The 26281-nt window shown below is 41.4% G+C and carries 26 protein-coding genes and 1 pseudogene; 18 read left to right on the forward strand and 9 right to left on the reverse strand.

What is annotated here, in order from left to right; all coding sequences use genetic code 11:
* Window positions 1–170 precede the first annotated feature (170 nt).
* The 11 genes from rny (at window position 171) to mutL (ending at window position 16286) form a co-directional block, all read left to right on the forward strand.
* Window positions 171–1733 (forward strand): ribonuclease Y, encoded by a 1563-nt coding sequence (gene rny / locus NSQ76_RS08905; protein ID WP_003211958.1) that lies wholly within the window; start codon window positions 171–173, stop codon window positions 1731–1733.
* A 90-nt stretch (window positions 1734–1823) separates the two neighbouring features.
* A complete protein-coding gene (locus tag NSQ76_RS08910; protein WP_024424109.1) occupies window positions 1824–2618 on the forward strand; it encodes a TIGR00282 family metallophosphoesterase in 795 nt (264 codons plus the stop codon).
* A gap of 202 nt (window positions 2619–2820) precedes the next feature.
* Window positions 2821–3081: a stage V sporulation protein SpoVS gene (spoVS, locus tag NSQ76_RS08915; RefSeq protein WP_003211281.1), complete on the forward strand. Its 261-nt coding sequence runs from the start codon at window positions 2821–2823 to the stop codon at window positions 3079–3081.
* Window positions 3082–3283: 202 nt separating this feature from the next.
* Window positions 3284–6331: an efflux RND transporter permease subunit gene (locus NSQ76_RS08920; protein WP_341053389.1), complete on the forward strand. Its 3048-nt coding sequence runs from the start codon at window positions 3284–3286 to the stop codon at window positions 6329–6331.
* A 174-nt stretch (window positions 6332–6505) separates the two neighbouring features.
* Window positions 6506–7570 carry an L-threonine 3-dehydrogenase gene (gene tdh, locus NSQ76_RS08925; protein WP_341053390.1) on the forward strand — a complete coding sequence of 355 codons (1065 nt, stop codon included), beginning with the start codon at window positions 6506–6508 and terminating at the stop codon, window positions 7568–7570.
* Window positions 7570–8748, forward strand: coding sequence for a glycine C-acetyltransferase (locus tag NSQ76_RS08930; protein WP_341053391.1), 1179 nt, complete (start codon window positions 7570–7572; stop codon window positions 8746–8748). Before tdh ends, NSQ76_RS08930 begins: the two co-directional genes overlap by 1 nt.
* Window positions 8749–8898: 150 nt before the next feature.
* On the forward strand, window positions 8899–10425 hold the full coding sequence (miaB, locus tag NSQ76_RS08935; RefSeq protein ID WP_024427027.1) for a tRNA (N6-isopentenyl adenosine(37)-C2)-methylthiotransferase MiaB: 1527 nt from the start codon (window positions 8899–8901) through the stop codon (window positions 10423–10425).
* A 1-nt stretch (window position 10426) separates the two neighbouring features.
* Entirely contained in the window at window positions 10427–10861 is a 435-nt protein-coding gene (locus NSQ76_RS08940; RefSeq protein WP_008358013.1) for a RicAFT regulatory complex protein RicA family protein, read from the forward strand.
* A 255-nt stretch (window positions 10862–11116) separates the two neighbouring features.
* Window positions 11117–11662 carry an outer spore coat protein CotE gene (cotE, locus tag NSQ76_RS08945; RefSeq protein ID WP_024424105.1) on the forward strand — a complete coding sequence of 182 codons (546 nt, stop codon included), beginning with the start codon at window positions 11117–11119 and terminating at the stop codon, window positions 11660–11662.
* Between the two features lie 124 nt (window positions 11663–11786).
* Complete coding sequence (mutS, locus tag NSQ76_RS08950; protein WP_341053394.1) at window positions 11787–14363, forward strand: DNA mismatch repair protein MutS; 2577 nt, start codon at window positions 11787–11789, stop codon at window positions 14361–14363.
* Window positions 14364–14384: 21 nt separating this feature from the next.
* Window positions 14385–16286, forward strand: coding sequence for a DNA mismatch repair endonuclease MutL (gene mutL, locus NSQ76_RS08955; protein WP_341053396.1), 1902 nt, complete (start codon window positions 14385–14387; stop codon window positions 16284–16286).
* Between the two features lie 36 nt (window positions 16287–16322).
* Here mutL and bslA read toward each other — a convergent pair whose 3' ends face one another.
* The gene (bslA, locus tag NSQ76_RS08960) at window positions 16323–16847 is read right to left on the reverse strand and encodes a biofilm surface layer hydrophobin BslA (protein WP_024424102.1); all 525 of its coding nucleotides are present in this window, start codon (window positions 16845–16847) and stop codon (window positions 16323–16325) included.
* Window positions 16848–16970: 123 nt separating this feature from the next.
* Entirely contained in the window at window positions 16971–17375 is a 405-nt protein-coding gene (locus NSQ76_RS08965; RefSeq protein ID WP_024427030.1) for a hypothetical protein, read from the reverse strand.
* Window positions 17376–17443: 68 nt separating this feature from the next.
* Between NSQ76_RS08965 and NSQ76_RS08970 the strand changes: the two genes are divergently transcribed.
* The 4 genes from NSQ76_RS08970 to NSQ76_RS08985 all read left to right on the forward strand — a co-directional run bounded on the left by NSQ76_RS08970 (window position 17444) and on the right by NSQ76_RS08985 (window position 20790).
* A complete protein-coding gene (locus tag NSQ76_RS08970) occupies window positions 17444–17701 on the forward strand; it encodes a hypothetical protein (RefSeq protein WP_024424100.1) in 258 nt (85 codons plus the stop codon).
* Between the two features lie 245 nt (window positions 17702–17946).
* The gene (locus NSQ76_RS08975; RefSeq protein ID WP_024424099.1) at window positions 17947–18420 is read left to right on the forward strand and encodes a CarD family transcriptional regulator; all 474 of its coding nucleotides are present in this window, start codon (window positions 17947–17949) and stop codon (window positions 18418–18420) included.
* Between the two features lie 310 nt (window positions 18421–18730).
* Window positions 18731–19480 (forward strand): poly-gamma-glutamate hydrolase family protein, encoded by a 750-nt coding sequence (locus tag NSQ76_RS08980; protein ID WP_285708386.1) that lies wholly within the window; start codon window positions 18731–18733, stop codon window positions 19478–19480.
* Window positions 19481–19641: 161 nt separating this feature from the next.
* Window positions 19642–20790: a Rap family tetratricopeptide repeat protein gene (locus NSQ76_RS08985; RefSeq protein ID WP_024427032.1), complete on the forward strand. Its 1149-nt coding sequence runs from the start codon at window positions 19642–19644 to the stop codon at window positions 20788–20790.
* A gap of 90 nt (window positions 20791–20880) precedes the next feature.
* Here NSQ76_RS08985 and NSQ76_RS08990 read toward each other — a convergent pair whose 3' ends face one another.
* On the reverse strand, window positions 20881–22206 hold the full coding sequence (locus NSQ76_RS08990; protein ID WP_341053400.1) for a S8 family peptidase: 1326 nt from the start codon (window positions 22204–22206) through the stop codon (window positions 20881–20883).
* Between the two features lie 584 nt (window positions 22207–22790).
* On the opposite strand from NSQ76_RS08990, the gene NSQ76_RS08995 reads away from it, so the two are divergent.
* Both NSQ76_RS08995 and NSQ76_RS09000 read left to right on the forward strand, forming a co-directional pair.
* Window positions 22791–23525 (forward strand): poly-gamma-glutamate hydrolase family protein, encoded by a 735-nt coding sequence (locus NSQ76_RS08995; RefSeq protein ID WP_341053402.1) that lies wholly within the window; start codon window positions 22791–22793, stop codon window positions 23523–23525.
* Window positions 23526–23601: 76 nt separating this feature from the next.
* The gene (locus tag NSQ76_RS09000) at window positions 23602–24051 is read left to right on the forward strand and encodes an OsmC family protein (protein ID WP_024427036.1); all 450 of its coding nucleotides are present in this window, start codon (window positions 23602–23604) and stop codon (window positions 24049–24051) included.
* Between the two features lie 46 nt (window positions 24052–24097).
* Here NSQ76_RS09000 and erbB read toward each other — a convergent pair whose 3' ends face one another.
* The 6 genes and pseudogenes from erbB to NSQ76_RS09030 all read right to left on the reverse strand — a co-directional run bounded on the left by erbB (window position 24098) and on the right by NSQ76_RS09030 (window position 25724).
* Complete coding sequence (erbB, locus tag NSQ76_RS09005; RefSeq protein ID WP_024424093.1) at window positions 24098–24466, reverse strand: SMR family multidrug efflux transporter EbrB; 369 nt, start codon at window positions 24464–24466, stop codon at window positions 24098–24100.
* A gap of 15 nt (window positions 24467–24481) precedes the next feature.
* A complete protein-coding gene (gene erbA, locus NSQ76_RS09010) occupies window positions 24482–24799 on the reverse strand; it encodes an SMR family multidrug efflux transporter EbrA (protein WP_024424092.1) in 318 nt (105 codons plus the stop codon).
* Window positions 24800–24801: 2 nt separating this feature from the next.
* Window positions 24802–25062: a hypothetical protein gene (locus NSQ76_RS09015; RefSeq protein ID WP_341053404.1), complete on the reverse strand. Its 261-nt coding sequence runs from the start codon at window positions 25060–25062 to the stop codon at window positions 24802–24804.
* A gap of 2 nt (window positions 25063–25064) precedes the next feature.
* The gene (locus NSQ76_RS09020; protein ID WP_241743564.1) at window positions 25065–25244 is read right to left on the reverse strand and encodes a hypothetical protein; all 180 of its coding nucleotides are present in this window, start codon (window positions 25242–25244) and stop codon (window positions 25065–25067) included.
* A 3-nt stretch (window positions 25245–25247) separates the two neighbouring features.
* Window positions 25248–25325, reverse strand: a pseudogene (locus tag NSQ76_RS09025) (TetR/AcrR family transcriptional regulator); the annotation flags it as partial.
* A 135-nt stretch (window positions 25326–25460) separates the two neighbouring features.
* Complete coding sequence (locus tag NSQ76_RS09030; RefSeq protein WP_025093279.1) at window positions 25461–25724, reverse strand: hypothetical protein; 264 nt, start codon at window positions 25722–25724, stop codon at window positions 25461–25463.
* Window positions 25725–25828: 104 nt separating this feature from the next.
* Between NSQ76_RS09030 and NSQ76_RS09035 the strand changes: the two genes are divergently transcribed.
* Window positions 25829–26230: a YmaF family protein gene (locus NSQ76_RS09035; protein WP_025093278.1), complete on the forward strand. Its 402-nt coding sequence runs from the start codon at window positions 25829–25831 to the stop codon at window positions 26228–26230.
* Window positions 26231–26281: the final 51 nt, after the last annotated feature.

A 26281-nucleotide genomic window follows, 5' to 3' on the forward strand; every position in this document is an offset into this window, starting at 1 on the left:
ATGGGAATGTATCACTTGTTTTTCTTAACATGATTGATAACTAATTTAAACTTGACAAGGGCAGTGAGGATCTCATTCCCTGTGAAGGCCCTGTATGTTGAGACACAAAACAATGTACATGCCGACACTTTATTTGTAAAACCAAGTTCATAGCAAGAGGAGGTGAAAATATGTCGCCTACGATGTTTACGATCATCTCCATTTTGCTGAGCCTAATCTGTTTAGTTGTTGGCTACTTTGTTCGTAAAACCATTGCAGAAGCAAAAATATCCGGCGCAAGAAACATGGCCGAACAAATTGTTGAGGATGCAAAGCGTGATGCGGAAGCATTGAAGAAAGAAGCGCTCTTGGAAGCGAAAGATGAAATTCATTCGTTTCGTGTAGAGGCGGAGCAAGAAGTTCGTGAAAGACGAAATGAGCTTCAAAGACAAGAAAACCGTTTACTTCAAAAAGAGGAAAATCTTGATCGCAAAGACGAATCTTTAGATAAACGGGAGTCCCTGTTGGAGAAGAGAGATCATTCTCTGAATGAACGACAACAACATATTGAAGAGATGGAAAGCAAAGTGGATGATATGATTCGTTTGCAGAAAGCCGAGTTGGAACGTATTTCAAGTCTAACTCGAGATGAAGCGAAACAAATCATTCTGGATCAAGTTGAAAATGAGCTTTCCCACGACATTGCAGTCATGACGAAAGAATCTGAAAACCGAGCGAAAGAAGAGGCTGACAAAAAGGCGAAAAATATTCTTTCACTTGCGTTACAGCGTTGTGCAGCTGATCATGTGGCTGAAACAACGGTATCTGTAGTCAATCTTCCAAATGATGAGATGAAAGGTCGTATTATCGGACGTGAAGGACGAAATATCCGTACGTTAGAAACGTTAACAGGTATTGACTTGATCATAGATGATACACCTGAAGCTGTTATACTATCGGGCTTTGATCCGATTAGACGTGAAACAGCGAGGATAGCTCTGGACAAGCTAGTCCAGGATGGCCGCATTCATCCTGCACGAATTGAAGAAATGGTGGAAAAATCACGCCGTGAAGTCGATGATTATATCCGCGAGATGGGTGAGCAAACGACATTCGAAGTCGGAGTTCACGGTCTGCATCCGGATCTGATCAAAATTCTCGGCCGCTTAAAATTCCGTACAAGTTATGGACAAAATGTCCTGAAGCATTCAATTGAGGTTGCACATCTTGCAGGTCTCATGGCTTCAGAGCTTGGAGAAGATGCAAAGCTTGCAAAACGAGCAGGTCTTCTGCATGACATTGGAAAAGCCATTGATCACGAAGTAGAAGGAAGCCACGTAGAAATTGGCGTTGAGCTTGCGACGAAATATAAAGAGCATCCTGTTGTCATCAACAGTATTGCCTCTCACCACGGTGACCAAGAACCGACATCTATTATCGCTGTTCTTGTTGCGGCAGCTGATGCATTATCTGCAGCACGCCCTGGTGCAAGAAGTGAGACGCTTGAAAATTACATTCGGAGACTTGAGAAATTAGAAGATATCTCTGAATCTTATGAAGGTGTTGAAAAATCGTTTGCGATACAGGCTGGACGTGAAGTACGTATTATGGTGAAGCCAGATTCAATTAATGATCTTGAAGCTCACCGTCTAGCAAGGGATATTCGTAAGCGAATTGAGGACGAGCTCGATTACCCTGGTCACATTAAAGTGACAGTCATTCGAGAAACTCGCGCAGTAGAGTATGCAAAATAGAGCGGTGCGCTTAGCGCCGCTTTATTTTTTTGTGTAAATATGCAACACTGATAAGAAGATCAATTTAAAAGAGAAAGGGTTCAAAAGCGCATGAAAATATTATTTGTTGGAGATATTGTCGGTTCACCTGGCAGAGACACACTGAAAGAATATTTGCCAAAGCTAAAGAAAAAATATCAGCCGCACTTTACCATTGTCAACGGAGAAAATGCTGCTCACGGGAAAGGTCTGACTGAAAAAATCTATCATGAGCTGCTGCAAGCAGGAGCTGATGTGCTCACAATGGGCAACCATACATGGGATAAAAGAGACATATTCGATTTCATCGATGATGCAGCTAATATGGTCCGTCCAGCTAACTTCCCAGAAGGCACACCTGGAAAAGGTCTCACGTTTATTAAAAAACAAGGAAAAGAATTGGCTGTCATCAACCTGCAAGGACGTACGTTTTTACCGCCAATTGACTGCCCATTTCAAAAAGTAGATGAATTAATTGCGGAAGCATCCAAACGAACACCGTTTATTTTTATTGATTTTCATGGTGAAGCCACAAGTGAAAAGCAGGCGATGGGCTGGTATACAGACGGCCGTGCATCATGTGTCGTGGGCACGCATACACATGTTCAAACAGCAGATAACCGCGTATTGCCAAAAGGAACTGCGTATATTTCAGATGTCGGGATGACAGGACCTTATGACGGCATTTTAGGTGTTGACCGAGAAACGATCATTAAACGATTCAAAACAAGTCTCCCAGTACGGTTTGAAATTGCAGAAGGCCGAACGACGTTAAGTGCAGTAATCGTAGAAATTGACGAACAGTCGAAAAAAGCTGTCAAAATTGATCGAATTTTGATAAATGATGACCATATTTTCTTTGAATAAATGTTCACATATTTATTTCAGAAAAATATTAATCAGAAAGAAGGAATATGCGCCCTCTATCGTGAATATAGTAAAAATGGTAGGTAGCCTGCTATTTTTGAAAAACATTTTGGGGATGGATTTTCAAAAAAATAGCATCATCTAACAAAGATTGTTCTAATGAACACTCACTTATCCATTGTAAATTTAAGGGGGAGCAGAAATGGAAATTTTAAAAGTTTCAGCAAAGTCAAATCCGAATTCAGTAGCAGGAGCATTAGCCGGCGTTTTACGTGAACGCGGTGCAGCGGAAATACAAGCAATCGGCGCTGGAGCACTGAATCAGGCGGTTAAGGCTGTCGCCATTGCAAGGGGATTTGTCGCGCCAAGCGGAGTGGATTTGATATGCATTCCAGCCTTTACTGACATTCTGATCGATGGAGAAGAAAGAACAGCCATCAAATTGATTGTTGAACCACGATAATTCTAATTTTATTATTTTCAACCTGCTTACATCATGTAAGCAGGTTGTTTTTGTTTACCGCTATACATTTCTTATATAACATATTCAGTTCGTGAAATAGATAAAAATGACATATTAGAGCTTGCATTTTTTCACCGTGATGATAAATTAAGATTAAGTTGAATTTACTTCATCAAAAATAAATATTTAAGTAGGTGAAATAATGTTTGAAGCTTTTTTGAAAAGAGGAAAGCTTGTTTTTATTTTATTTTTTATCGTTCTCATTACTGGCGGCTATTTATTCGCGCAGCTTCCTAAACGAGAACTGCCAGAATTCGAGGCGAATCTCGTCACGATTTCTACCGTTTTTCCTGGTGCAGATGCAAAACAGGTGGAAAGAGATGTCACCAATAAACTGGAATCAGCCCTATCTGATATCAACGGTGTAGAGAAAACGAGCTCGGTTTCTGCCATTGGTTTCTCAAATATTGTGCTTGAAATTGAGGACCAAGCTGACTTTCAAAAGGTGGCAAGTCAAATTAAGAATGAAACCACAAGTGCTGCGTCGTCTTTTCCTGACGGGGTGAAGGAGCCGGAAGTAAAGGATGAATTCGGCAGCGTGCCGGTTGGCTCTTATATGATTGTGTCGAGTGAATCATCAGACTTAGCAAAGAGTCAGCAATCGCTGCGTGCATTGAAGGAAAAAGTAGAGGACATCAAAGGGGTAGACAGTGTCATTATCAAAGGCTTCAATGACAAACAAGCGATTTTAAACTTAGATTCAAACAAGCTGGAGGGTGAAGGGCTCAATGTAACTGATGTCACAAATGCCATCAATCAGGAATTTGACACATCTCCACTAGGCGATATTCGGGCAGGCAAAGAGAAGGTGAAGCTGTCCATCGATACATATGACCGCCGCTTAGATCAAGTTAAAAAAATTGAGCTTTTCTCAAAAACGAAAAGAGAGCCGGTCACAATTAGTCAGCTTGGCAGTTTAAAAGAAGTAGAAAAACAGAAAAGTGATATTGTGTCGTATAACGGAAAGCCCGCTTATTCATTTACTGTGAATATTAAACAAGGGCTTGATATTCCTAAAATGTATGACAAAGTCAGTGATGTCATTGAGAAAGAAAAGCAGCTGCCAAATGGGGTGGAGTGGGTAGACTACTATTCACAAAAAAGTGAAGTGGATACCATTTTCAATGATTTAATAAAAGAAGCCATTGTTGCGGTCATTGCTGTCATAATTGTTACCACACTTGGACTCACGATTGGCGGGGCGTTTATCGTTTCACTCGCCATTCCGCTATCCATTACAATTGGAACGATTCCGCTGCCATTTTTACAAGTGGACCTCAATCAAATTTCGATCATCGGCTTTATCATTGCTTTAGGGATACTTGTCGATGATGCCATTGTCGTCAATGATAATATTTTAAGACAAATGAAAAAATACGAAAGTCCGCTTAAAGGAACAATTGCAGGGGTGAAAGAAGTCGCAGGGTCCATTTTGACATCAACACTGGCTGTTGTGTTTGCCTTCCTGCCGCTTGTATTCCTATCAGGTGCAAATGGTTCATTTATTCGGGCATTACCGTCTGTTCTAGTGACGACTGTGCTTGCGTCCATGGTGATTTCTCTGACACTTGTACCGGTCTATCAATATACTGTGAACCGGAAAAGAAAGAACAAAAACAGTCAAAAAGAGCCGGGATTCCTAGGGAAACCATTAAAAAGGCTGGCTGATTTCTATGCAGACCGTGTGCTGACAAACATTGTGAAGCGGCCGCTCGTTATTGGACTAAGTGGTTTGCTCGTTGCAACGCTTGCTTTTTTACTTATTTTCGTCACACCATTTGAATTTTTCCCTGCGGCAAATAAGAAAGAAGTGGTCGTCACTGTCACGCTTCCAAGTGAAACAACATTAGACAAAACAAATGAAACATTAAAGAAAATAGAACAAGAGATCAAACAGCAAAAAGGCATTGAGGAAACGGCGATTTTTGCAGGCGGCGGTGTGCCGAACCTGTTTAATGAAAGTATTTCAAATGCAAGTGACCACACGGGTCAGGTTGTCGTGAGAGTAGACAATGATCAGATGACAAGTAAGGCATTAATAGATCGTATGACCGAGCCTTTGCGAGAGACATTCAAAGAGGCTGAAATCTTTATGAAAACCATTGTACAAGGACCGCCAACTGGAGCGCCAGTGACAGTAACGGTTGCGGGTGACTCTTTTTCAAAGCTCATTGATGTCAAAGAAACACTGACAAATGAAATGAAAGACAAAGGGGCAAGCTTGATTACGGACGATGTCAATCAGCCGGTGAAAACGATCTCCTTTGAATTAAACCGCGAGCGGATGGCAGAGGATGGGCTCAGTGCTCAATTTGTCAGCAGACAGCTTGGTCTTGTGACAGAAGGGATGCCATTAGGTACCTTTCAACAAGGAACAAATGATATCGATTTAGTAGTGAAACAGGATATAGGCACACATCAAAATGGTTTAAAGCTAAAAGAAATGAAAGTGCCTGTGAAGACAAATGAGGGCGGTATGCCTCAACTTGAGCCGCTTAGCCGATATGTAAAAGAAAAAGAAACAGAGCAGTACGAAAGCATTCCACATGAAAATGGAGTTCCGACCATTACGCTGAAGGCGTATCCCGGCGCATCAGATTCGTTTAAAGACGATATGAAAGAAGTCGTCAATCAAGTGGGGAAAAGCGCTACAGCGAAGGATTTGACCATCTCACAGGGTGGAGAAAATGAAAATCAGACCCAGTTCTTTATTGAAATTAGTCTCTTATTTGCAGTAGTCTTGCTGCTCATTTACGTGACCATCGCATTCCAGTTCAATTCATTGATGCTTCCGCTGTTAGTTCTAGGAACGGTTTACTTAGCCGTATCAGGAGCCATTATCGGACTGTTTGTCACACAAACACCATTCAGCTTTATGGCAACAATGGGGATTGTCTCATTGGCTGGTATTGTCGTCCGAAATGCGGTCGTCCTATTTGAATTTATTGAACAGCGGCGCAAGCAAGGGTTTGATCAACAGACAGCTGTCATTGAAGCAGGAAGAGCAAGGATTAGACCGATTCTCTTAACAGCATTTACGGCACTTGTTGCACTAATGCCTGTTGCATTAAGTCATGATCCACTCTTTAAGCCGCTGGCCATCTGCATTGTATCTGGTGTCTTTTTCTCAACAATACTGACCTTATTCATTGTGCCAGCACTATATGTTGCCGTTTCAAAGAAACGCTGATGATGAAAGCAAATCTCCGATCGAAAGGAGATTTGCTTTTTTTTTAGAAAAATATCCAAAAAAATATGTGGGGTGTTCATTTGTCTTTTTGTCGTGGACGGTGGTGTTTACGGCTAAAATAAGTCGTGTTAAAATCTGATTGGGAGAAGTTTTTTAACAAAGGGGTTGTACGTCATGTGTGGAACGATGAAAGCAATTGTTAAAAAAGAAAGCGCTTACGGATCGGTGATGATGGAGATGCCGATTCCAGAAATCAAAGATCATGAAGTTTTGATCCAAGTGAAAGCCACTTCGATATGCGGAACAGACGTGCATATTTATAATTGGGATGACTGGGCTAAGGGAAGAGTCAAAGCGCCCTATATTTTTGGACATGAATTTACAGGGGAAGTTGTCAAAGTGGGGAAGCAAGTCTCACGAGCAAAGGTAGGGGACTTTGTATCGGCTGAGACGCATGTTGTATGTAATCAATGTTATATGTGCTTAACAGGGCAGCAGCATTTGTGCAGTGAAACGAAAATTTTAGGGGTAGACATTGATGGCTGTTTTGCTGAATATGTCAAAGTACCTGAACAAAATGTGTGGCACAATCCAGCTCAAATGCCGATCGAGCTTGCCTCTATACAAGAGCCGCTAGGAAATGCTGTTCATACTGTACTGCACACACCTGTTTCAGGTAAGTCAGTGGCGATTTTTGGCTGCGGACCAATCGGTTTAATGGCAATCGCTGTTGCAAAAGCCTCCGGGGCTGTTCAAGTGTTCGCTGTTGATAAAAATGAATACAGGCTCGATCTTGCCCGAAAAATGGGTGCAGATCATATTGTGGATATTGGAAAAGATGATCCAGTCGCGATAATTAAGCAGCTCACACGGATGGAAGGGGCAGATGTGATGTGTGAGATGTCAGGTCATCCAGCTGCCATTAATCAAGCACTCGAAGCTTGTGCAAATGGAGGGAAAGTCAATATACTAAGCTTGCCAGAACGGCCAGTAACAATTGATATTACGAACCAAATTGTTTTTAGGGGATTAACCGTGCAAGGGATCACGGGGAGAAAAATGTTTGAGACGTGGCGTCAAGTATCTGAGCTATTAAGAACAAATACCATTGATGTAAAGCCAGTTGTCACTCATACACTGCCATTTGAAGAGTTCGAAAAGGGATTTGAACTTATGCAAAGCGGTACGTGCGGGAAAGTCGTACTGATGATGCCATCATATCAAAGGGGGAAGAAATGATGAAAGAATTCACGTATTTACAAGATGAATTGGAAACAATGAAGCAGCAAGGCACCCACCAAACTTTGAAAGAGATCGACTCAAAACAATCATCCACTGTGACATTAAATGAACAATCTGTCATACAACTCTCCTCAAATAACTACTTAGGGCTCACCTCACACCCAAGGCTGATGAAAGCAGCAAAAGAGGCAATCGATGAATTCGGTGCGGGTACAGGATCTGTACGTACCATCGCCGGCACAATGACGATGCATGAACGTCTTGAAAAAAAGCTTGCTGCATTTAAAAAGACAGAAGCAGCACTTGTGTTCCAATCAGGCTTTACGACCAATCAAGGGGTCTTATCCAGTATCTTGACAAAAGATGATATTGTCATTTCGGATGAACTGAATCATGCCTCAATTATTGATGGCATCCGATTAACAAAAGCAGATAAAAAGGTATACGGTCATTCCAATATGGAAGAGCTGGAGAAGATTTTGAAAAAATCAATGAATTACCGCGTCCGCCTCATCGTTACAGACGGTGTATTCTCGATGGATGGAGATATCGCGCCACTTCCTGAGATCGTCAGGCTCGCAGAGGCATATGATGCATTTGTGATGGTAGACGATGCACATGCCTCGGGCGTGCTTGGAGAGAATGGCCGCGGGACGGTCAACCATTTTAAACTGGACGGCAGAGTGCACATTCAGGTCGGGACACTTAGTAAGGCTGTCGGAGTGCTCGGCGGCTATGTGGCTGGTTCAGCGGTTTTAATTGATTATTTAAAGCATAAAGCAAGACCGTTTTTATTCAGCACCTCTCATCCGCCAGCTGTAACTAGAGCGTGTGAAGAAGCGATTGAAGTGCTGTTAGATGAACCGGAACGAATCGATACACTTTGGGAGAACGCCGCTTATTTTAAAGAAAAGGTCATTAGCCTAGGATTTCAAGTCGCCCCAACAGAGACACCGATTATCCCAATCATGATTGGAGACGAAGCACTTACTTTTCGATTCTCAAAGGCTTTAATAGAACAAGGCGTGTTTGCCCAAGGCATCGCCTTCCCAACTGTAGCAAAAGGCAAGGCAAGAATTAGAGCCATCATCACAGCCGAGCACACAAAAGAAGAACTAGACCGGGCACTGACAATCATTGAAGAAGAAGCAAAAAAACTAAACATACTTGATTGAGAGAGCGCAGGCTCTCTTTTTTCTTTTTGTGAAAAATGGTTATGACTAATAGGCAATTTTCATAGAAGAACCGTATATGATTTATTTTCAATTCATCACAAAATAGTCTATACTGTAGGGTGGAACTTGGTTTGAAAGGAGTACAAATTCATGAATGAAGAGCAGAGAAAAGCGAGCGGACAAGTAAGTTCATCGGACAAAAAATCCGAGAAGGACTACAGCAAATATTTTGAAGCTGTGTACATTCCGCCTTCCTTAAAAGATGCAAAAAAACGGGGTAAAGAAGAAGTCGAATACAATCAATTTCAAATTGACGAGCAGTTTCAAGGGTTAGGGAACGGCCGCAAGTTTTATATTCGCACATATGGCTGTCAAATGAATGAGCATGATACAGAAGTGATGGCTGGTATTTTTATGGCGCTTGGCTATGAACCAACAAACTCAACGGAAGATGCAAATGTTATCTTATTAAACACTTGTGCGATTCGTGAGAATGCAGAAAATAAAGTGTTTGGAGAGCTTGGACATTTAAAAGCATTAAAACGTGAAAAGCCAGATTTAATTTTAGGTGTCTGCGGATGTATGTCACAAGAAGAATCTGTCGTGAACCGTATTTTGAAGAAACACCCATTTGTTGACTTGATTTTCGGCACGCACAACATTCACCGCCTGCCAGAGCTGTTATCTGAATGCTACCTTTCAAAAGAAATGGTCATTGAGGTTTGGTCAAAAGAAGGCGACGTGATTGAGAACCTTCCAAGAGCCCGTCAAGGTAAAATCAAGGGCTGGGTGAACATTATGTACGGCTGTGATAAATTCTGTACATACTGTATCGTGCCTTACACGCGCGGAAAAGAAAGAAGCCGCCGCCCAGATGAAATTATTCAAGAGGTCAGACGTTTAGCGGCAGAAGGATATAAGGAAATTACCCTTCTTGGTCAAAACGTGAATGCATATGGAAAAGATTTTGAAGATATGGAATATGGTCTTGGCCACCTGATGGATGAGCTGCGAAAAATTGATATTCCGCGTATCCGTTTTACAACAAGCCACCCGCGTGATTTTGATGATCACTTAATTGAAGTGCTTGCCAAGGGCGGAAACCTTCTCGATCATATTCACCTGCCAGTTCAATCCGGAAGTTCTTCTGTGCTGAAACTTATGGCGAGAAAATATGACCGTGAGCGTTACCTTGATCTTGTGCGCAAAATCAAAGAAGCTATGCCGAATGCTTCATTAACAACGGACATTATTGTTGGGTTCCCAAATGAAACAGATGAGCAGTTTGAAGAAACACTTTCCCTCTATCGTGAGGTTGAGTTTGATGCTGCTTATACATTCATTTATTCTCCAAGAGAAGGAACGCCTGCAGCGAAAATGAAAGACAACGTGCCAATGCGTGTGAAAAAAGAACGTCTGCAGCGCCTAAATGCACTTGTGAATGAAATTTCTGCGAAAAAAATGAAGGAATATGAAGGGCAGATTGTCGAAGTATTAGTAGAGGGTGAAAGTAAAAACAACCCTGAGATCCTAGCCGGATATACAAGTAAAAGCAAGCTTGTGAATTTTAAAGCACCAAAAGAAGCGATTGGCAACATCGTCAAAGTGAAAATCACACAAGCCAAAACTTGGTCTCTTGACGGAGAAATGGTTGGAGAAGCTATCGAGGTGAATTAAAATGACACTTTATTCAAAGAAAGAGATTGTCGAGCGTGCAAGAGAGCTCGCTAAAATGATTTCTGAAACGGAAGAAGTTGATTTCTTCAAAAAAGCAGAAGCGCAAATCAATGAAAATACAAAAATTTCAACGATTATTAATCAAATTAAGGCGCTTCAAAAACAAGCTGTGAACTTAAAGCATTACGGCAAACATGAAGCCTTAAAACAAGTCGAAGAAAAAATCGATGCCCTGCAAGAAGAACTGGATGACATCCCAGTGATTCAAGAATTCAAAGAATCACAAATGGAAGTCAATTCCCTGCTTCAACTTGTGGCGCACACGATTTCGAATCAAGTAACAGATGAAATCATTCTTTCAACCGGCGGTGATCTCTTATTAGGAGAAACCGGTTCAAAAGTGAAAAACTCATCACCAAGTTGCTCCATTAAATGAGAAAACCCCGCAGATGCGGGGTTTTTTGCTTTCCTATTAACATTTTTTGAAAAGCACTACCCATTCTTTTTCTTGCTTCATCGCCTCCAAACCTCCCACTCTCCAACTTTTCCAATTTTCAAGGCAAGTTTATGGGCGACCATGCATACACTGAAACAGAAATGAATTTAATTGAACATGAAGTTCAAAATCGTGACACACTAGACGAATGCCCAGCATAAGATAAAACGATCAAGAACAAGGAGGCATGCCGGAATGTCTGAATACAGAGAAATTATTACAAAAGCGGTGGTTGCAAAAGGGAGGAAATTCACCCAAAGCACACACACCATTTCTCCATCGCAAAAACCAACCAGCATCCTAGGTGGTTGGATCATTAATCATAAGTATGATGCTGAAAAGGTCGGTAAAACCGTTGAGATCGAAGGAACATTTGATATTAACGTATGGTACTCTTACGCCGACAACACGAAAACAGAAGTCGTCACAGAGCGTGTGAAGTATGTAGACATCATTAAACTGAGATATAAAGATAAAAATTTCCTTGATGATGAGCACGAAGTAATTGCGAAAGTATTGCAGCAGCCCAATTGCTTAGAAGTGACCATTTCTCCAAATGGCAATAAAATTATCGTTCAGGCAGAGCGTGAATTCATTGCTGAGGTAGTCGGTGAAACAAAAATTGTCGTAGAGGTCGATTCAAGCTGGAAAGAAAAAGATGATCACGAGTGGGAAGAAGAAGTGGATGAGGAGTTAGAGGATATTCATCCAGAATTCCTAGCAGGTGAGACAGAAGAGTAAGGAATGACTAGGGCGCATATCCCCCTAGTTTTTTTGTGCCTGATCTAGGAGAAAAAAGGTGATTTTTTATGCTATAATTAGAGATGGTATGAATTCGAAAGTAATATAGTGAGGGATTAGAAATATGGCAAGTTATACGCCCATGATACAGCAATATTTAAAGATCAAGGCAGATTATCAAGATGCCTTTTTATTTTTTCGCCTAGGCGATTTTTATGAGATGTTTTTTGATGATGCAAAGGAAGCCGCGCAAGAACTAGAAATTACGTTAACAAGCAGAGACGGCGGCACAATTCCAATGTGCGGCGTTCCTTATCATTCTGCTTCTGCATACATAGAACAGTTGATTTCAAAAGGCTACAAGGTCGCCATTTGTGAGCAGGTGGAAGACCCTAAAACGGCAAAAGGTGTAGTCAAAAGGGAAGTCGTTCAACTGATTACACCAGGTACTGTCATGGATGGTAAAGGATTAAGTGAAAACGAGAACAACTTTATTGCGTCTGTTACCAGCTTTCAAAATGGGTACGGTCTTGCGTTGTCTGATTTATCAACAGGTGAAAACATGGCAGCTTTCATCGATCGATTAGATGAAGTCGTATCAGAAATTTATTCTGTCGGTGCAAAAGAAATTGTGGTGTCAAAACAGCTGGATGAGGAAACAATCAAAACCCTTAAAGAACGCTGCCAAGCAACTATTTCATACGAAGATAGTGATGCATTATTAGAGGAAGCTGAGCGGCTCGTTTCCCATCTAGACGAAAAGTTAAAAACGTCATTTTTAACACTATATGCCTATTTAAGAAGAACGCAAAAAAGAAGTTTGGATCATCTTCAGAAGGTTCAAGTGTTTGAGCTTGAACAAACGATGAAAATCGATCTTTACTCAAAACGAAACCTTGAATTAACAGAAACGATTCGTTCAAAAAGCAAAAAAGGCTCTTTATTATGGCTGTTAGATGAAACAAAAACAGCGATGGGCGGCAGACTGCTCAAGCAATGGATTGATCGGCCGCTTATTCGCCTTTCGCAAATTAATGAGCGTCAGGAAATGGTGCAAATCCTGATGGATCATTTCTTTGAGCGAGAGGAACTGCGCGAACGATTAAAGCAAGTATATGATCTTGAGCGTTTAGCGGGCCGCGTGGCATTTGGCAATGTGAATGCCCGTGATCTCATCCAGCTCAAAGAATCCTTAAAACAAGTACCGGATATTAAACAACTCGTTCATTCATTACCAGAGGAAATGGCAAAATCAAGAGCGAATGAGATTGATCCTTGTGGTGATTTGCTTGATTTATTAGAAGATGCACTTCATGAAAATCCGCCGATGACGATAAAAGAAGGCAATTTGATTAAAGATGGCTACAATGCAAAATTAGATGAATACCGTGATGCCAGCCGAAACGGAAAGGACTGGATTGCACGGCTTGAACAGCAGGAAAGAGAATATACCGGCATTCGCTCCTTAAAAGTCGGGTTTAATAAAGTGTTTGGTTATTATATCGAAGTGACACGCGCAAATACACATCTGCTGGAGGAAGGGCGTTACGAAAGAAAACAAACGCTTGCCAATGCAGAGCGGTATATCACACCTGAATTAAAAGAAAAAGAAGCACTGATTCTTGAAGCAGAATCAAATATTAACGAATTGGAATATGAACTATTTACAGCTCTCAGGGAGCAAGTAAAAGGCTATATTCCTAGATTACAGCTGCTTGCAAAACAAATGAGCGAGCTTGATGCGCTTCAATGCTTTGCGACTGTCAGTGAAAAGCGCCGTTATATCCGTCCGGAATTCTCAGAGGATGACGTGGATGTCAAAGATGGCCGTCACCCTGTCGTTGAAAAAGTGCTGGATCACCAGGAATATGTACCGAATGACTGCCATATGGGAAAAGGAAGACAAACCTTACTCATCACTGGACCGAATATGTCAGGGAAAAGTACGTATATGAGACAAATGGCGCTCATCTCGATTCTTGCGCAAATTGGCTGCTTCGTTCCTGCGTCAAAGGCGACGCTTCCAATCTTCGATCAAATCTTTACACGTATTGGTGCAGCAGATGATTTGATTTCTGGTCAAAGTACTTTTATGGTAGAGATGCTCGAAGCAAAAAATGCGATGGTGCATGCTACGAAAAACAGCTTGATTTTATTTGATGAAATTGGGCGCGGGACAAGCACCTATGATGGAATGGCTCTTGCGCAGGCGATCATTGAATTTGTTCATGATCATATTGGTGCCAAAACCCTATTCTCTACACATTACCATGAGCTCACTGTTCTTGAATCTCAATTAAGCGAGCTGAAAAATGTTCATGTGCGAGCTGAAGAGCATGAAGGCACGGTCGTTTTCTTACATCAAATCAAAGAAGGTGCAGCTGATAAAAGCTATGGTATTCATGTAGCGCAGCTTGCTGAATTGCCTGATGCCATCATTAATAGAGCCCAGACTATTTTAACGGAGCTTGAGAGCGGATCACATGATGTGACTCCAACCGTATCTGCAGCTCCAAAAGCAGAAAAGACTGTAGAAAAACAGCAGCTTTCTTTCTTTGAAGTAGAAGAAAAACCGCAGCAAAAAGCTGCGCTAAAACAGAAGGATCAAGCGGTCATCGACGAATTAAAGTCATTCAATCTCATGGATATGACGCCGCTTGACGCCATGACAAAGCTGTATGAATTGCAAAAGAAATTATAATGTAAGGTGAGGTGAGCAGAAATGGCAAAGATTATTCAGTTATCCGATGACCTATCCAATAAAATTGCTGCAGGTGAAGTGGTCGAGCGTCCGGCTTCTGTTGTAAAGGAGCTTGTGGAAAATGCGATCGATGCAAAAAGTACAGTCATTGAAATCGATGTAGAAGAAGCAGGTCTTTCTTCTATCAGGATTATTGATAATGGTGTTGGAATCGATGCTGAAGATTGTAAGCTCGCCTTCCAGCGCCATGCAACGAGTAAAATCAAAGACGAAAATGATCTGTTTCGTGTTAGAACGCTCGGATTCAGAGGAGAGGCGCTGCCAAGTATTGCATCCGTCTCTCACCTAGAAATGAAAACAAGTACTGGCGAAGGAGCTGGGACACACTTAGCTTTGCAAGGCGGAAAGATTATTTCAGAGAAAAAAACCTCTGGCCGCCGCGGCACCGAGATTGTGGTCACCAATTTATTTTACAATACGCCAGCCCGCCTAAAATACATGAAAACCGTTCATACGGAACTTGGCAATATATCGGATGTTGTCAATCGAATTGCGCTAGCTCATCCCGAAGTATCGATCCGTTTGCGTCATCAGGGGAAAGTTCTGCTACAGACGAATGGAAACGGAGATGTGCGTCATGTACTTGCGGCCATTTACGGGACAGCTGTGGCTAAAAAAATGCTGCCGCTTCACGTACAATCACTTGATTTTGAAGTGAAAGGATATATTTCGTTACCTGAAGTGACAAGGGCATCACGGAATTATATGTCTTCTGTTGTAAACGGCCGATATGTCAAACATTTTCCGCTCGTGAAAGCGATCCATGAAGGGTATCACACGCTGCTTCCGATTGGCCGTCATCCAATTACATTCATTGAGATGAAGATGGATCCCATTCTAGTGGACGTGAACGTTCATCCATCGAAGCTAGAAGTGAGGCTAAGTAAAGAACAGGAACTTCATGATCTGATTAAACAAGGAATTAAGGAAGTATTTCAAAAGCAGCAGCTCATTCCAAGTGCTTCAGTACCAAAAAAAGCACCAATGCCAGCTGTGAAAAATGAGCAGCAATCCTTAACCTTTGATGCGAAACAAAGGAACGCAAGCCCAGCGGAAACACCGCTAACCTATCAGCCGGAGCCGCACGAGTCGGTCGTATACGAGACAAGTCATACCGATGCATACGGAATGCCTAAACAAGAGAAGGCAGAAGCATCATCCCCAGTATTTTATGAAGAAGCCTCATCTGAGCGTGTTCATTTAGAGGAATCCGCCGCTTCACTTGAATATGAAGAGGCGGTACTGCATGAAGATGTGACAGAAACGATTCCTGAAAACGAACGCGTCCCTGTGATGTATCCAATTGGGCAAATGCACGGCACATATATTTTTTCTCAAAATGAACGAGGGCTTTATATCATCGACCAGCATGCGGCTCAAGAGCGAATCAAGTATGAGTATTATCGTGAGAAGGTGGGAGAGATCGAACAGGAAGTGCAAGAAATGCTCGTCCCCTTAACATTTCACTACTCTAAAAACGATATGCTGATCATTGAAGAGCATAAGGATATTCTCGCGAAAGTGGGGGTCTTCTTAGAGCCCTTTGGTTCAGGTAGCTACATCGTTCGGTCGCATCCGCAGTGGTTTCCAAAAGGTGAAGAGGCTGAATTGATCGAAGAGATTATAGAGCAAGTGCTTGATGAAAAACGTGTTGATATCAAGAAACTAAGAGAAGAAGCGGCGATTATGATGAGCTGCAAAGGCTCAATCAAAGCAAATCGTCATTTGCGTCATGATGAAATCAAAGCCTTATTAGATGAACTTCGGCAAACGAAGGACCCATTCACCTGTCCGCACGGCCGGCCGATCATCATCCATCACTCGACATATGAGATGGAGAAGATGTTTAAACGGGTGATGTGATATAAAAAAAGCGCTCTAATCAGAGCGCTTTTTTATTTAGCATCCGCAAGGATCTGGCGGTGTGACCACAACTGGCCGTGTATTAATATCAATCGTATCTTCTGCATAAAATGTGGAACCGATGCTGATGGCTCGATTTTCTGCACGGAACGTGTATGTACCTGCAGCAGGGAGTACTTTATGTGAAAGCTTTAATGTATATTTGGAAATTCCAAGTAAATCCAGTCTGAGCGGAATACGAACGGTTTGTCCGTTGTTCAAAATATAGCTGTCTTTTAATGCTTTGCCGTTCATAATGTCTTTAGTTGTTGCCTGGAAACCCTTTGGCAGAGTGAACTCAACCGCACCAAGACTTAGAACAGAATTTGGGCTGTATGTCAGCTCAATGTCAGAAAAAGACCATTCCTGCTTACTTGCTCCTGTAATTTTTGCGTAAAGTGCAGCTGGTTTTGCATTGGTTGTTGCTTTGCCGGCTTCCTCAGCAGATGCAGAAAGCGGTACTGACAGCGCCATAACCAATGTGAGCATCCCCATCATAAGAATCGTCCATGTTTTTTTCATTTTTTCCTTCCCCCTTGTTGAATATAGGTAAATAATAGATGATTACACCCATTATTTACCTATAATGTTACCATATTACCATATGGTATTAAATGGGATATTATACCCTTATTTTGTCATTCTTTAGTAATAGCGGGGAAATAGCGCATTTGGTTGATTCATTCCGTAATAATGGCCTGGCATTTGCTGGTTTGTTGGCATCATCATATGCATATCTTGATAACCATATGGATGGTGTGGCATCATCCCATATCCACCATAATGGCCTAGATGATGGTGATCCTTCATTGGAACATGCTTTGAAAAGGTATCATGCTGATTTGGGAACGGTGAATAAACTGAATGATGATGTGGATGGTGCGCGTTATACATATCTTTTTTGCCGCTATGATAATGGTTTGGCATATTCATATGATCATGCATGTTTGGCGCGACCATATGCTCATGATTGGCTGTATACACATTTTCAAATGTGTGATAGGGATTTTCTTGGTGATAATGATTCATTTGGCTGTTCATATCGTTCATGTATATCTCATCCTTTATGTCAGGTTGCCATATCCTATGAGACAGATCTGCTTCATGAGCCTATCCATATGAAAGAAAAAAACCGGCTTTTCAGCCGGGAAAAGGAAAAGCAGGTAAAGCGTCAAGCGTTAAATTGTGTAGCTGTGTCTTCTTCTGCGACGCTTTTTACATCTGCTGCAGACACTTTTAGGAAAATAACAGGGATCGTAGCTTCGAGAGGTATCCCAAAAATCGCTCTCAAACCATTTATCTTTTTTATGACAAAACTTTTTTTCTTTACATGGATCCTCATGGCAATGATCGTCATGCTTTTTATGGCAGTGTGAGTGGGAATGTTTGCACTTGCATTTGCACATTGTCATCCCTCCTAAATGTGACTCAATGCTAGTATATGCAAGAAAGAGTCATGAGGACTGGATGCTCATGCTTCTTTTATAAAAAAAGGCTTTTTCTGAAAAAACTCAAATAAAAAGAATTGACTAGTGCTAAATTAACATGATAAAATATTAATTTTTATCCTCTGACGAAATGTGTTATAATGATATTGTGAATACTTTCGGAGGTGGCGGATTTGTTTCAAATAGGTGATAAAATTGTTTATCCAATGCATGGAGCCGGTGTGATTGAAGGAATGGAAGAAAAAGAGATTTTAGGTAAGACACAGGAATATTTCCTGATTCAAATGCCGAATATGCAGATGATGGTCCCAAAAGGCAGAATCAATCAACTAGGTATACGTCCGGTAGCAGATCAAGCAACGCTGAAAGTTGTGATGAACAATTTTGCAGAAGAAACAAACGACGACACGCTTACTTGGAAGCAAAGATATGATGAAAATCTGAAAAAGCTAAAAACAGGTGCGATCGAAGATGGTGCAGACGTTGTGAAAGATCTAATGAGACGAAATCAGAAGAAAGCGTTAAATTCAAGTGAAAAGAAGATGCTTGAAGATGCAAGAGGCATGTTAGTGAGTGAGATTTCACTTGCACAGGGACTGACGCAAGATGAAGTGATGACAGCTTTAGAGAATGAATTAAGAATGTAATGATGATATACAGAGACTAGCTGTAAACTGAAGGGGACTACTTCTTTTGTTTACAGCTTTTTTGTTTGAAAAAAAGAGTAATATTGCCATTTTTGTAGGTGGTTTTAACTAAAATTGAAATGAGGTCATACGATTTAGTTTTTACGTTCACAACAAAAATTTAAAGACCTCTGAAATACCTAGATCATATGAAAAACAGGTAACTTCTCCTGATTCATTCAAATGAGCCGGACAACCTTTGAATTTTCTAAGCCATTGATAGTAAAATATTGCGGTAAGATGACACCTAAGAGAAAAAAGGAGCGGTGAAATGAAAAGGCTACTAATATGTGGATTCATCTTTCTTATTCTGTGTACTCTTTTAATGGTGAAATGCAGCCATTCTGTTCAAGAAAAAAAAGAGCAAAAGCAGCAGCATCAAGAGGTAGAAAAGTATCAAAAAGAGCGAAAACAAGGCGATCAATATGAAAGTTTTAAACAGCTCATGCGATATGAAAGAGACGGTTATGAGATAGAATTTCATGAAAAGGGCGGAAGTGATTTACTTGTATTTTCTCCTCATGGAGGTGACATTGAACCAGGAACAAGTGAAATTGTAGAAGCCTTTCAAGAAAGCTACTCTACGTATTTGTTTGAAGGTACAAAGCAAGACAATAACCGGGACCTGCATATCACGAGTACCAATTTTGATGAACCCATTTTGGTTCAAATGATTAAAACGTATCCTTTTTCAATTTCCATCCACGGCTATAAAAGTGATAAAAGACACACGCTCGTTGGCGGCACAAATGAAAAAATGCAAAGAGCAGTTGTACGAGAACTAAAAGATCGGGGATTTTCCGCAGAAATGGTACAAAAAGGCGAACGGCTTTCTGGTACAGATCCCAAAAATATAAATAATCGAAATGCGAGTGGTGAAAGCGTTCAGCTCGAAATTAGTACAGCGCAAAGAGAAGCTTTTTTTGATAATTTTGAGACGAGAAAAGGAAAGAAAAAAGCATTTAGGCGCTATATTAATGCATTAAAAGAAGTACTAAGAGAATTCGATCCGTCTGCGTAAAAAAGTTTGATGGGCAAAAGTGCTCTATTTAAACTTGGTAAAAAAGATAGGAATATGCGATTTGAACATAAAATATGTAATAACTTACAATTTGCCTTGAAAACATAAATTATGTAAAATAATAGTTATCAGTTTGATATGATAGAATGGGGCTGAAGTGGATGGCACACAAAATACCATCTTCCGAAGTAGGTGTAAAGATCAATCAATGGTACACGCATATTTGCAAATTTGAAGTTGAACAGGCAAACGGCATGAAGCGCCTTGTTGAAGAAGAAATTCATGATATGGAAGAGGATCAAGATTTACTCCTATACTATTCTCTAATGGATTTTCGCCATCAAATGATGCTTCAGCACTTAGCGCCAGTCCATGCAGGGAGTGAAACGCTTCAAGCAGTGTCCTTTCCTAAAGAAATTGACGATGCAGAAGATGAAATGACAGGCTTACTCGGCTATTATTTTCATTTTTTTCATGGAATGTATGCGTTTATCCAGCGCCGGTATATCGAGGCCATTTCATATTACAAGCATGCGGAACATCAACTGATTTTAGTGACAGATGAGATCGAAAAAGCAGAATTTTACTATAAAATCGCAGAAGTATACTATCATATGAAACAAACCTATTTCTCCATGCACTACGCTAAAAAGGCAAGAGACATTTACAAGAAACATCAGCTTTATGGAAAAAGAAGCATTCAATGTGATTTTGTCATGGCAGGTAATTGGATTGATGTTAATCAGTATCAAAAAGCGCTTCCTTATTTAGAAAAAGCGTTAAAGGTCTGTGAAGCAATGGAACAAAAAGAATGCACATCTTACTTTAAAGCAATGGCTCTTAATAACTTAGGCACTTGTCATTATAGTATGGGAACGTACCATACAGCGACTGTCTTTTTTGAACAAGCCATTTCACTTTATCAGAAAGATCAAGCATCCACGATGATCAAATCGCTGTTTTCACTTGCCCTTACTTGTTTTAAACTCGGAGATATCAAGCGGGCGGGCGAGGCCATATCTACAGGAATGAAAGAGGCTTGTGTATTGGAAGATGAAATTTATCAGTTGAAATTCCAATTTTTGCAGGCGCTCTATATAGAGAAAGACGGCTGTGAGCAATTGAGGTCGGCCCTTTTTGGTCTGAGAAATAAAAAAATGTTTGCTGATTTAGAGGAATTAGCACTTGATGCGGCTAATTATTATAAGGAACGCGACATGTACAAGGAATCCTCCACTTTTTTTGAGATTGTGATCGAAGCGCGTACGCACATTCAAAAAGGAGATGAGATGTATGAGAACGAAGCATAACATGTCAGCTGCTCAAGTAGATGAAAGACTTCACACTTAAAAATGAGACAAACAACACCCTTTACGCATAAACGTAAAGGGCTTTTTTCTTTATTCTTTGATTGCTTTTTCTGCGTCAACTGCACCTGCTCCATAAATCATCGGGTCATCCCCAGACCACTTGCTTGTATTTTCTTTTAACAGGGTTTTGACTTCATCCGGTGTTAAATCTGGTGAATGCTCTAGTAGTAGAGCGCAAATACCAGCACAAATCGGTGTTGCCATCGATGTGCCAGATAACGTTGTATAATCATGATCAACTCTGCTTGATTTATCAAGTTTATCCAGAAAGGATCGTGGTGATCTGAGAGAAACGATGTTTACTCCAGGTGCGAGGATATCAGGCTTTGCCTCCCCGTAAACAGTTGGTCCTCTGCTTGAAAACGGTGCCACGATATCGTCACTTGATTCTGGGGTATTCCGGTCATCATAGGCTCCGACCGTAATGACTTTTTGACTGACAGCAGGGCTTGCAATCGTCTGGCTGTTAGGGCCAGAGTTTCCGGCAGCGACGCATACAACAATCCCTTGATCCCAAGCCGCATTGACAGCACGCACCATTGGATCGTCCTGTTCGTCATCATAACGCTGCGCAGCTCCGCCCAGCGACATACTGATAATATGAATCGGATCATCGGGGTTGTCTTCGTTGAATTGTATGCACCATTCAACACCTTCTATAATAGTAGAAAGTGATCCAGCCCCTTGTTTATTTAACACTTTCACGCCAATCAGATTTGCTTTTGGGGCAGGTCCTTTGTATAAGCCGTCTGAGGCGGCTCCATCTCCAGCGACATCTCCCGCGCAGTGAGTACCGTGGCCATTATCATCATAAGGCTTTGTTTTTTGTTTGACTAAATCCACAAAATCTCGAATTCTTCCATCTAAATCTTTATGTGGATAAATTCCCGTGTCAATGACAGCGACCGTAATGCCTTCTCCTGTTAAAGTTGTCCCGTTTCGGATGACTTCTTCAGCATGGCTTGCTTGTGTGGCTACATCCAGCAGCGCATGAACTTTCCGGTCTAAATAAATTTTACGAATATGCTCACCGTTTGCTAATAGCTCCTCTAAAGCAGCAGGCGTTAAATCAGCAGCACAGCAGTCGATATGTGAAAAATGCCGTTTTATATTTGTTTTTCTGCTTTTTTTCATGAGCTGCTTTGTGCTTTGAATCCCTGCCTCGGCTGCACCTTCCTTAAATTCAATGATCACACGAAGCTTCTTTTTCTTCTTCAGCCTGCCTTCGAAAAAACGATGAAGAAAGCATGGCGTCCATTTAAAAGGTTTATAAAGGTGAAGAACGGTCTCTCTTAAAGGCTGATCTAGTTTACTAGCATGTGTTCTGACCATCTGCACCATAGAAAATCCAAACATGTGATGCCCTCCATTCCAGCTATCCATTCTCGTACACTCTTACGTTATGAGAATGAGAACTGCTTGGTTCGGATTCTTGTCCCTCCTTTTCTTTATATTGGCGGCTTGCTTATGTCTTTCAAAAAAGAAAAGCGCTTACATTTTGTAAAATAATAGAAAAAGGTGGAATTCACGTAGAATCTGCCGATGATAGGTGGGAGAGTTCTTCTGAGAGAACCAGTGAAACAAAGGATTTTGCAGAAAAAGGAGGGCTGTGGACAGGGTCAATGCTCATATAAATGTGATGCGTGACAGATGGAAAAAATCAAATCCTTATCAAAAAAAGCCGAATTAAAGAAAACAGACTGGATAGGACTAGGTCATATTAAACATAACGTCATTTTTTTGTCATACTATTCTAACTCTGTTTTCAAAGAGGAGAGGCGTTTCTGTGTATATAAATGCAATTATCTTATTTTTGAGGAATCTCATGATCTAGAGTGTTATGATCAAACGTGAAGAGAAAATGTGGAAAAAATGATAAGAAATGATGATTCAATATAAATCATAGAAACGGCTTAGAAATCTGTTAAAGGAGAACGGGAATGAAGAAGTTTTTTGCTTTGCTTCTCCTGCTTGCGATCGGATGGGGCGTTTATTATACTATGCAAGCACAGGAACATGATAAGCCAGTGTCATCAGGTGGGGAAGACGAAAGCGGTTCAAATGATATTTATCGAAATTTTAAAGAACTTGAAGAAAACGAATCAACAAGCAGCTATAACATTACAGCCAACCCAGTGCCTGGCAGCCGCCTTCTTGTGATGTCACCTCATGGCGGGAGGATCGAAGGCGGCGTGAGCGAGATCGTCCATTTTTTTGACAACGATTTTTCGACGTATTTATTTGAAGGTCTAAGAGAGAATGCATCAGAACTTCATATTACAAGTACAAACTTTGATGAGCCAATCGGCGTCGCGCAGGCAAAAGCACATGATTACATCTTAGCAGTGCATGGATACAAAGGCGAGGAAGGAATTGACCATACTCTCGTCGGCGGAACAGATTACGATCGTGCAGAGAAAATTGTCAACTCATTAGAGCGGAACGGATTTTCTGCTGAACTAGCTGTCGCACACGCAACCCTGAGCGGGACAAGCAATCATAATATTAATAATCTTACAAAAACAGGGCAAAGTGTGCAGCTTGAGATTAGTAGAAGTCAGCGTGAAGCTTTATTTGATAGTTTCGATTTTCGGAGGCGATCAAGTACAAAAAACGAGACATTCTATCGTTATGTCAGGGCGATTCGGACAGTGCTGGATGAAGAATATACGTAAGGGCTGTGCACATGTTAAGACAAGGAGTGGAATTCTTGTTACACTATGAACAGTGATAACAAAAGGAGAGACGGATATGGCGCGTCATCATTTTCATCTTCAGGCAAGCTGGCCCGGTCTGCGTAACGATGTGGGTACAATCGCATGTGAACAATTAAAAACAAAGATTTCGATTCCAAAGGAAATGGACGGTCCAGGTATTGGAACCAATCCAGATGAGATGCTCTTAGGTGCAGCGGCTACGTGTTATATCATTACACTTGCAGCCATGATGGAGCGGAGTCAATTAGAGAAAGAGGATCTATCGATGAGCTCTGAAGCCGTCGTAGATGTGACAAATGGCGTGTTTACTTATGAGGAAATCATTCATCGGCCTGTCATCACCCTCAAAGAGTCCGCTTCCGCACATGATATTGAGCTGGCCCGAAAGCTTGCGCATAAAGCCGAAAGCTCATGTATGATTTCAAGAGCTGTTCAGGGGAATGTGAACATTTCCTTAGAAGAAACCATTCAAGTCGGCCGTTAAAACAAAAAAGTCATTTTCTCTTGAAATATGGAGAAAATGACTTTTTTTATGACGTCCATTCGGTTTGATCGAGTTGTGCTTTGGTTTCGTTCTTTTGCTTCTTGGATTGATTTAAGACAATCACGCCGCAGATGACAAGTGCAAGGCCGATGTAGCCTTTCGTGCTGATCGTTTCGTTAAACAGCACAAGTCCTACAAGAGCAGTGAGAGCTGTTCCAACGCCAGACCAGGTTGCATAGGCAGACGAGAGCTCGATGGTTTTAAGTGCCAAGCTCAGGAAAGTAAAGGCGCATCCAAATCCGATCAGTACCCCGATACTCGGCAGCAGCTGCGAAAAGCCTTGAGAAAGCTTCAGCATTGTACTGCCAAAAACCTCCGTCAAAATGGCTCCTGTTAAGTAGAGTATTCCTTTCATCATCTCCCACATCCTTTATGACATATTTAATAGTACGACCCCTGAGACAAGCATCGCCATCCCAATGACGGCTTTTTGGTTCAAGGTTTCTTTGAAAAAGAGCACGCCAAAAATAGCCGTGAGAACCGTACCAACCCCAGACCATGTTGCGTAAGACATGCTTAGCGGAATGATATTGAGCGTCAATGACAGCATATAAAAAGCAAGTGTATAGCCAGCCACAACAACCGCGCTAGGCTTCCAGCGCGTAAAACCATGAGATAATTTTAACATCGCGGCGCCAATGGCTTCTGAAAAAATGGCCACAGCCAAAAAAAGATATCCGAGGATCATGATCATCCCTCCTCTAATAGGTGTAAAATCCGATGAAGTAAAAGGTTTTTTTCCTCTCTTTTCAGCGGTTCTAGCTGAAACATTTCTGAAAACCATATCCCATCACATGCAAGGCGGATCAGCTGACTCAGTGCAGGATCGCTTATTTCCTCAGCTGCTTTTTCTTTGAACTCCGCATAAAAAGCACGCCAAGGGTGCAGCAGCGCATCATCAAATGACATGGTAGCCAGCATACTTGTACATAGCTGGGTCGTATGCTGCATATTTAGATCATGTCATGTTGCCAATAGATATGATATGCGCGTACATAAGGCGCTTTTTCGTGTTTGTATGTTTCGTAATACGTCTCGAGCTGCTGACGAAAGCAAAGAATCGCATGCTCATTCATTTGTTGGATGAGCTCTTCCTTGCTTGAAAAATGATAAAGCAGACCGGCTTTGGTCATATTTGCATGCTCTGCCACCTGCTGAAGGGTGAGCTGGCTTAACCCTTCTTTTAAAATCGTACTGGCAGCTGCATCAAAAATTTGCTCTTTTTGGTTTTAGACATAAAAAAAACACCTACTTTACTGAACAGTCGGTAAAGTAAATGTTAACTCATGAAAAAAGAGTGTGTCAATCGATTCATTTTATGAACGGATGTTTTCACTTAAACGTCATATTTAATACCAAGGGTATGGTCCATATGGCGGAAATGGCGGATAAGGATATCCAAATCCTGGAGCAAGCAAAGATCCAGCAAGCAGGCCGCCAGCAAAACCACCTAAAAATGGAGGCCCAAAGAATCCAGGTCTTCCAAATCCAAATCCTGGGCGGCCAAATCCAAAACCAGGTCTCCCAAATCCAAAACCAGGTCGGCCAAACCCAAATCCAAAAGGTCTTCTCATGTCTTCTTGAATAAACGGAGGTGCGTCAAAATAATTCATAATAAAAGGCTCCTTTCTCATAAAATCACTGTAACTGACATCAGTGTATTCCAGCAGCCTACAGATGTTTGGGTGAACGCCTAATATAAGGAGGAATGTTAGAAATGGGCCTGTATCCATCTGATTGGGCAAAGTGTCCGCCGCATGCTCATGCATATAAAGCACGTACAGATGTAACGGAGGGGCATTATCATTTAATAGAAGGTATTTCTCAGCCTGTAAATGGAAGCAGTACCGACCGGCATACTCATTTTTATCGCGGGATCACCTCCTTTGAAAGAGGGCATTTTCACAGGTACTACGGGGTCACAGGGCCGGCAATTCCAAGAGTGGATGGAACACATTATCACGAGATCGAGGAAGTCACCTATTCAGCCTATCTCGATTCTGTTCCCATTCCATATGGAGGTGTCGTCTATAGTCCAGATGAGAAGCGGCCAACACATAAGCATCGTTTAAAAGGAAAAACATATGAAGTGGTTGGAAATGAACCGCTTGGCTGGTAATGGGCAGGAGATAGGAGAGTAAGAAAAGTTATGCTATACTGTAGGCAGTTT

The organism is Bacillus sp. FSL M8-0256 (assembly GCF_038005765.1).
In the GTDB taxonomy this organism is placed as follows: domain Bacteria; phylum Bacillota; class Bacilli; order Bacillales; family Bacillaceae; genus Bacillus; species Bacillus safensis.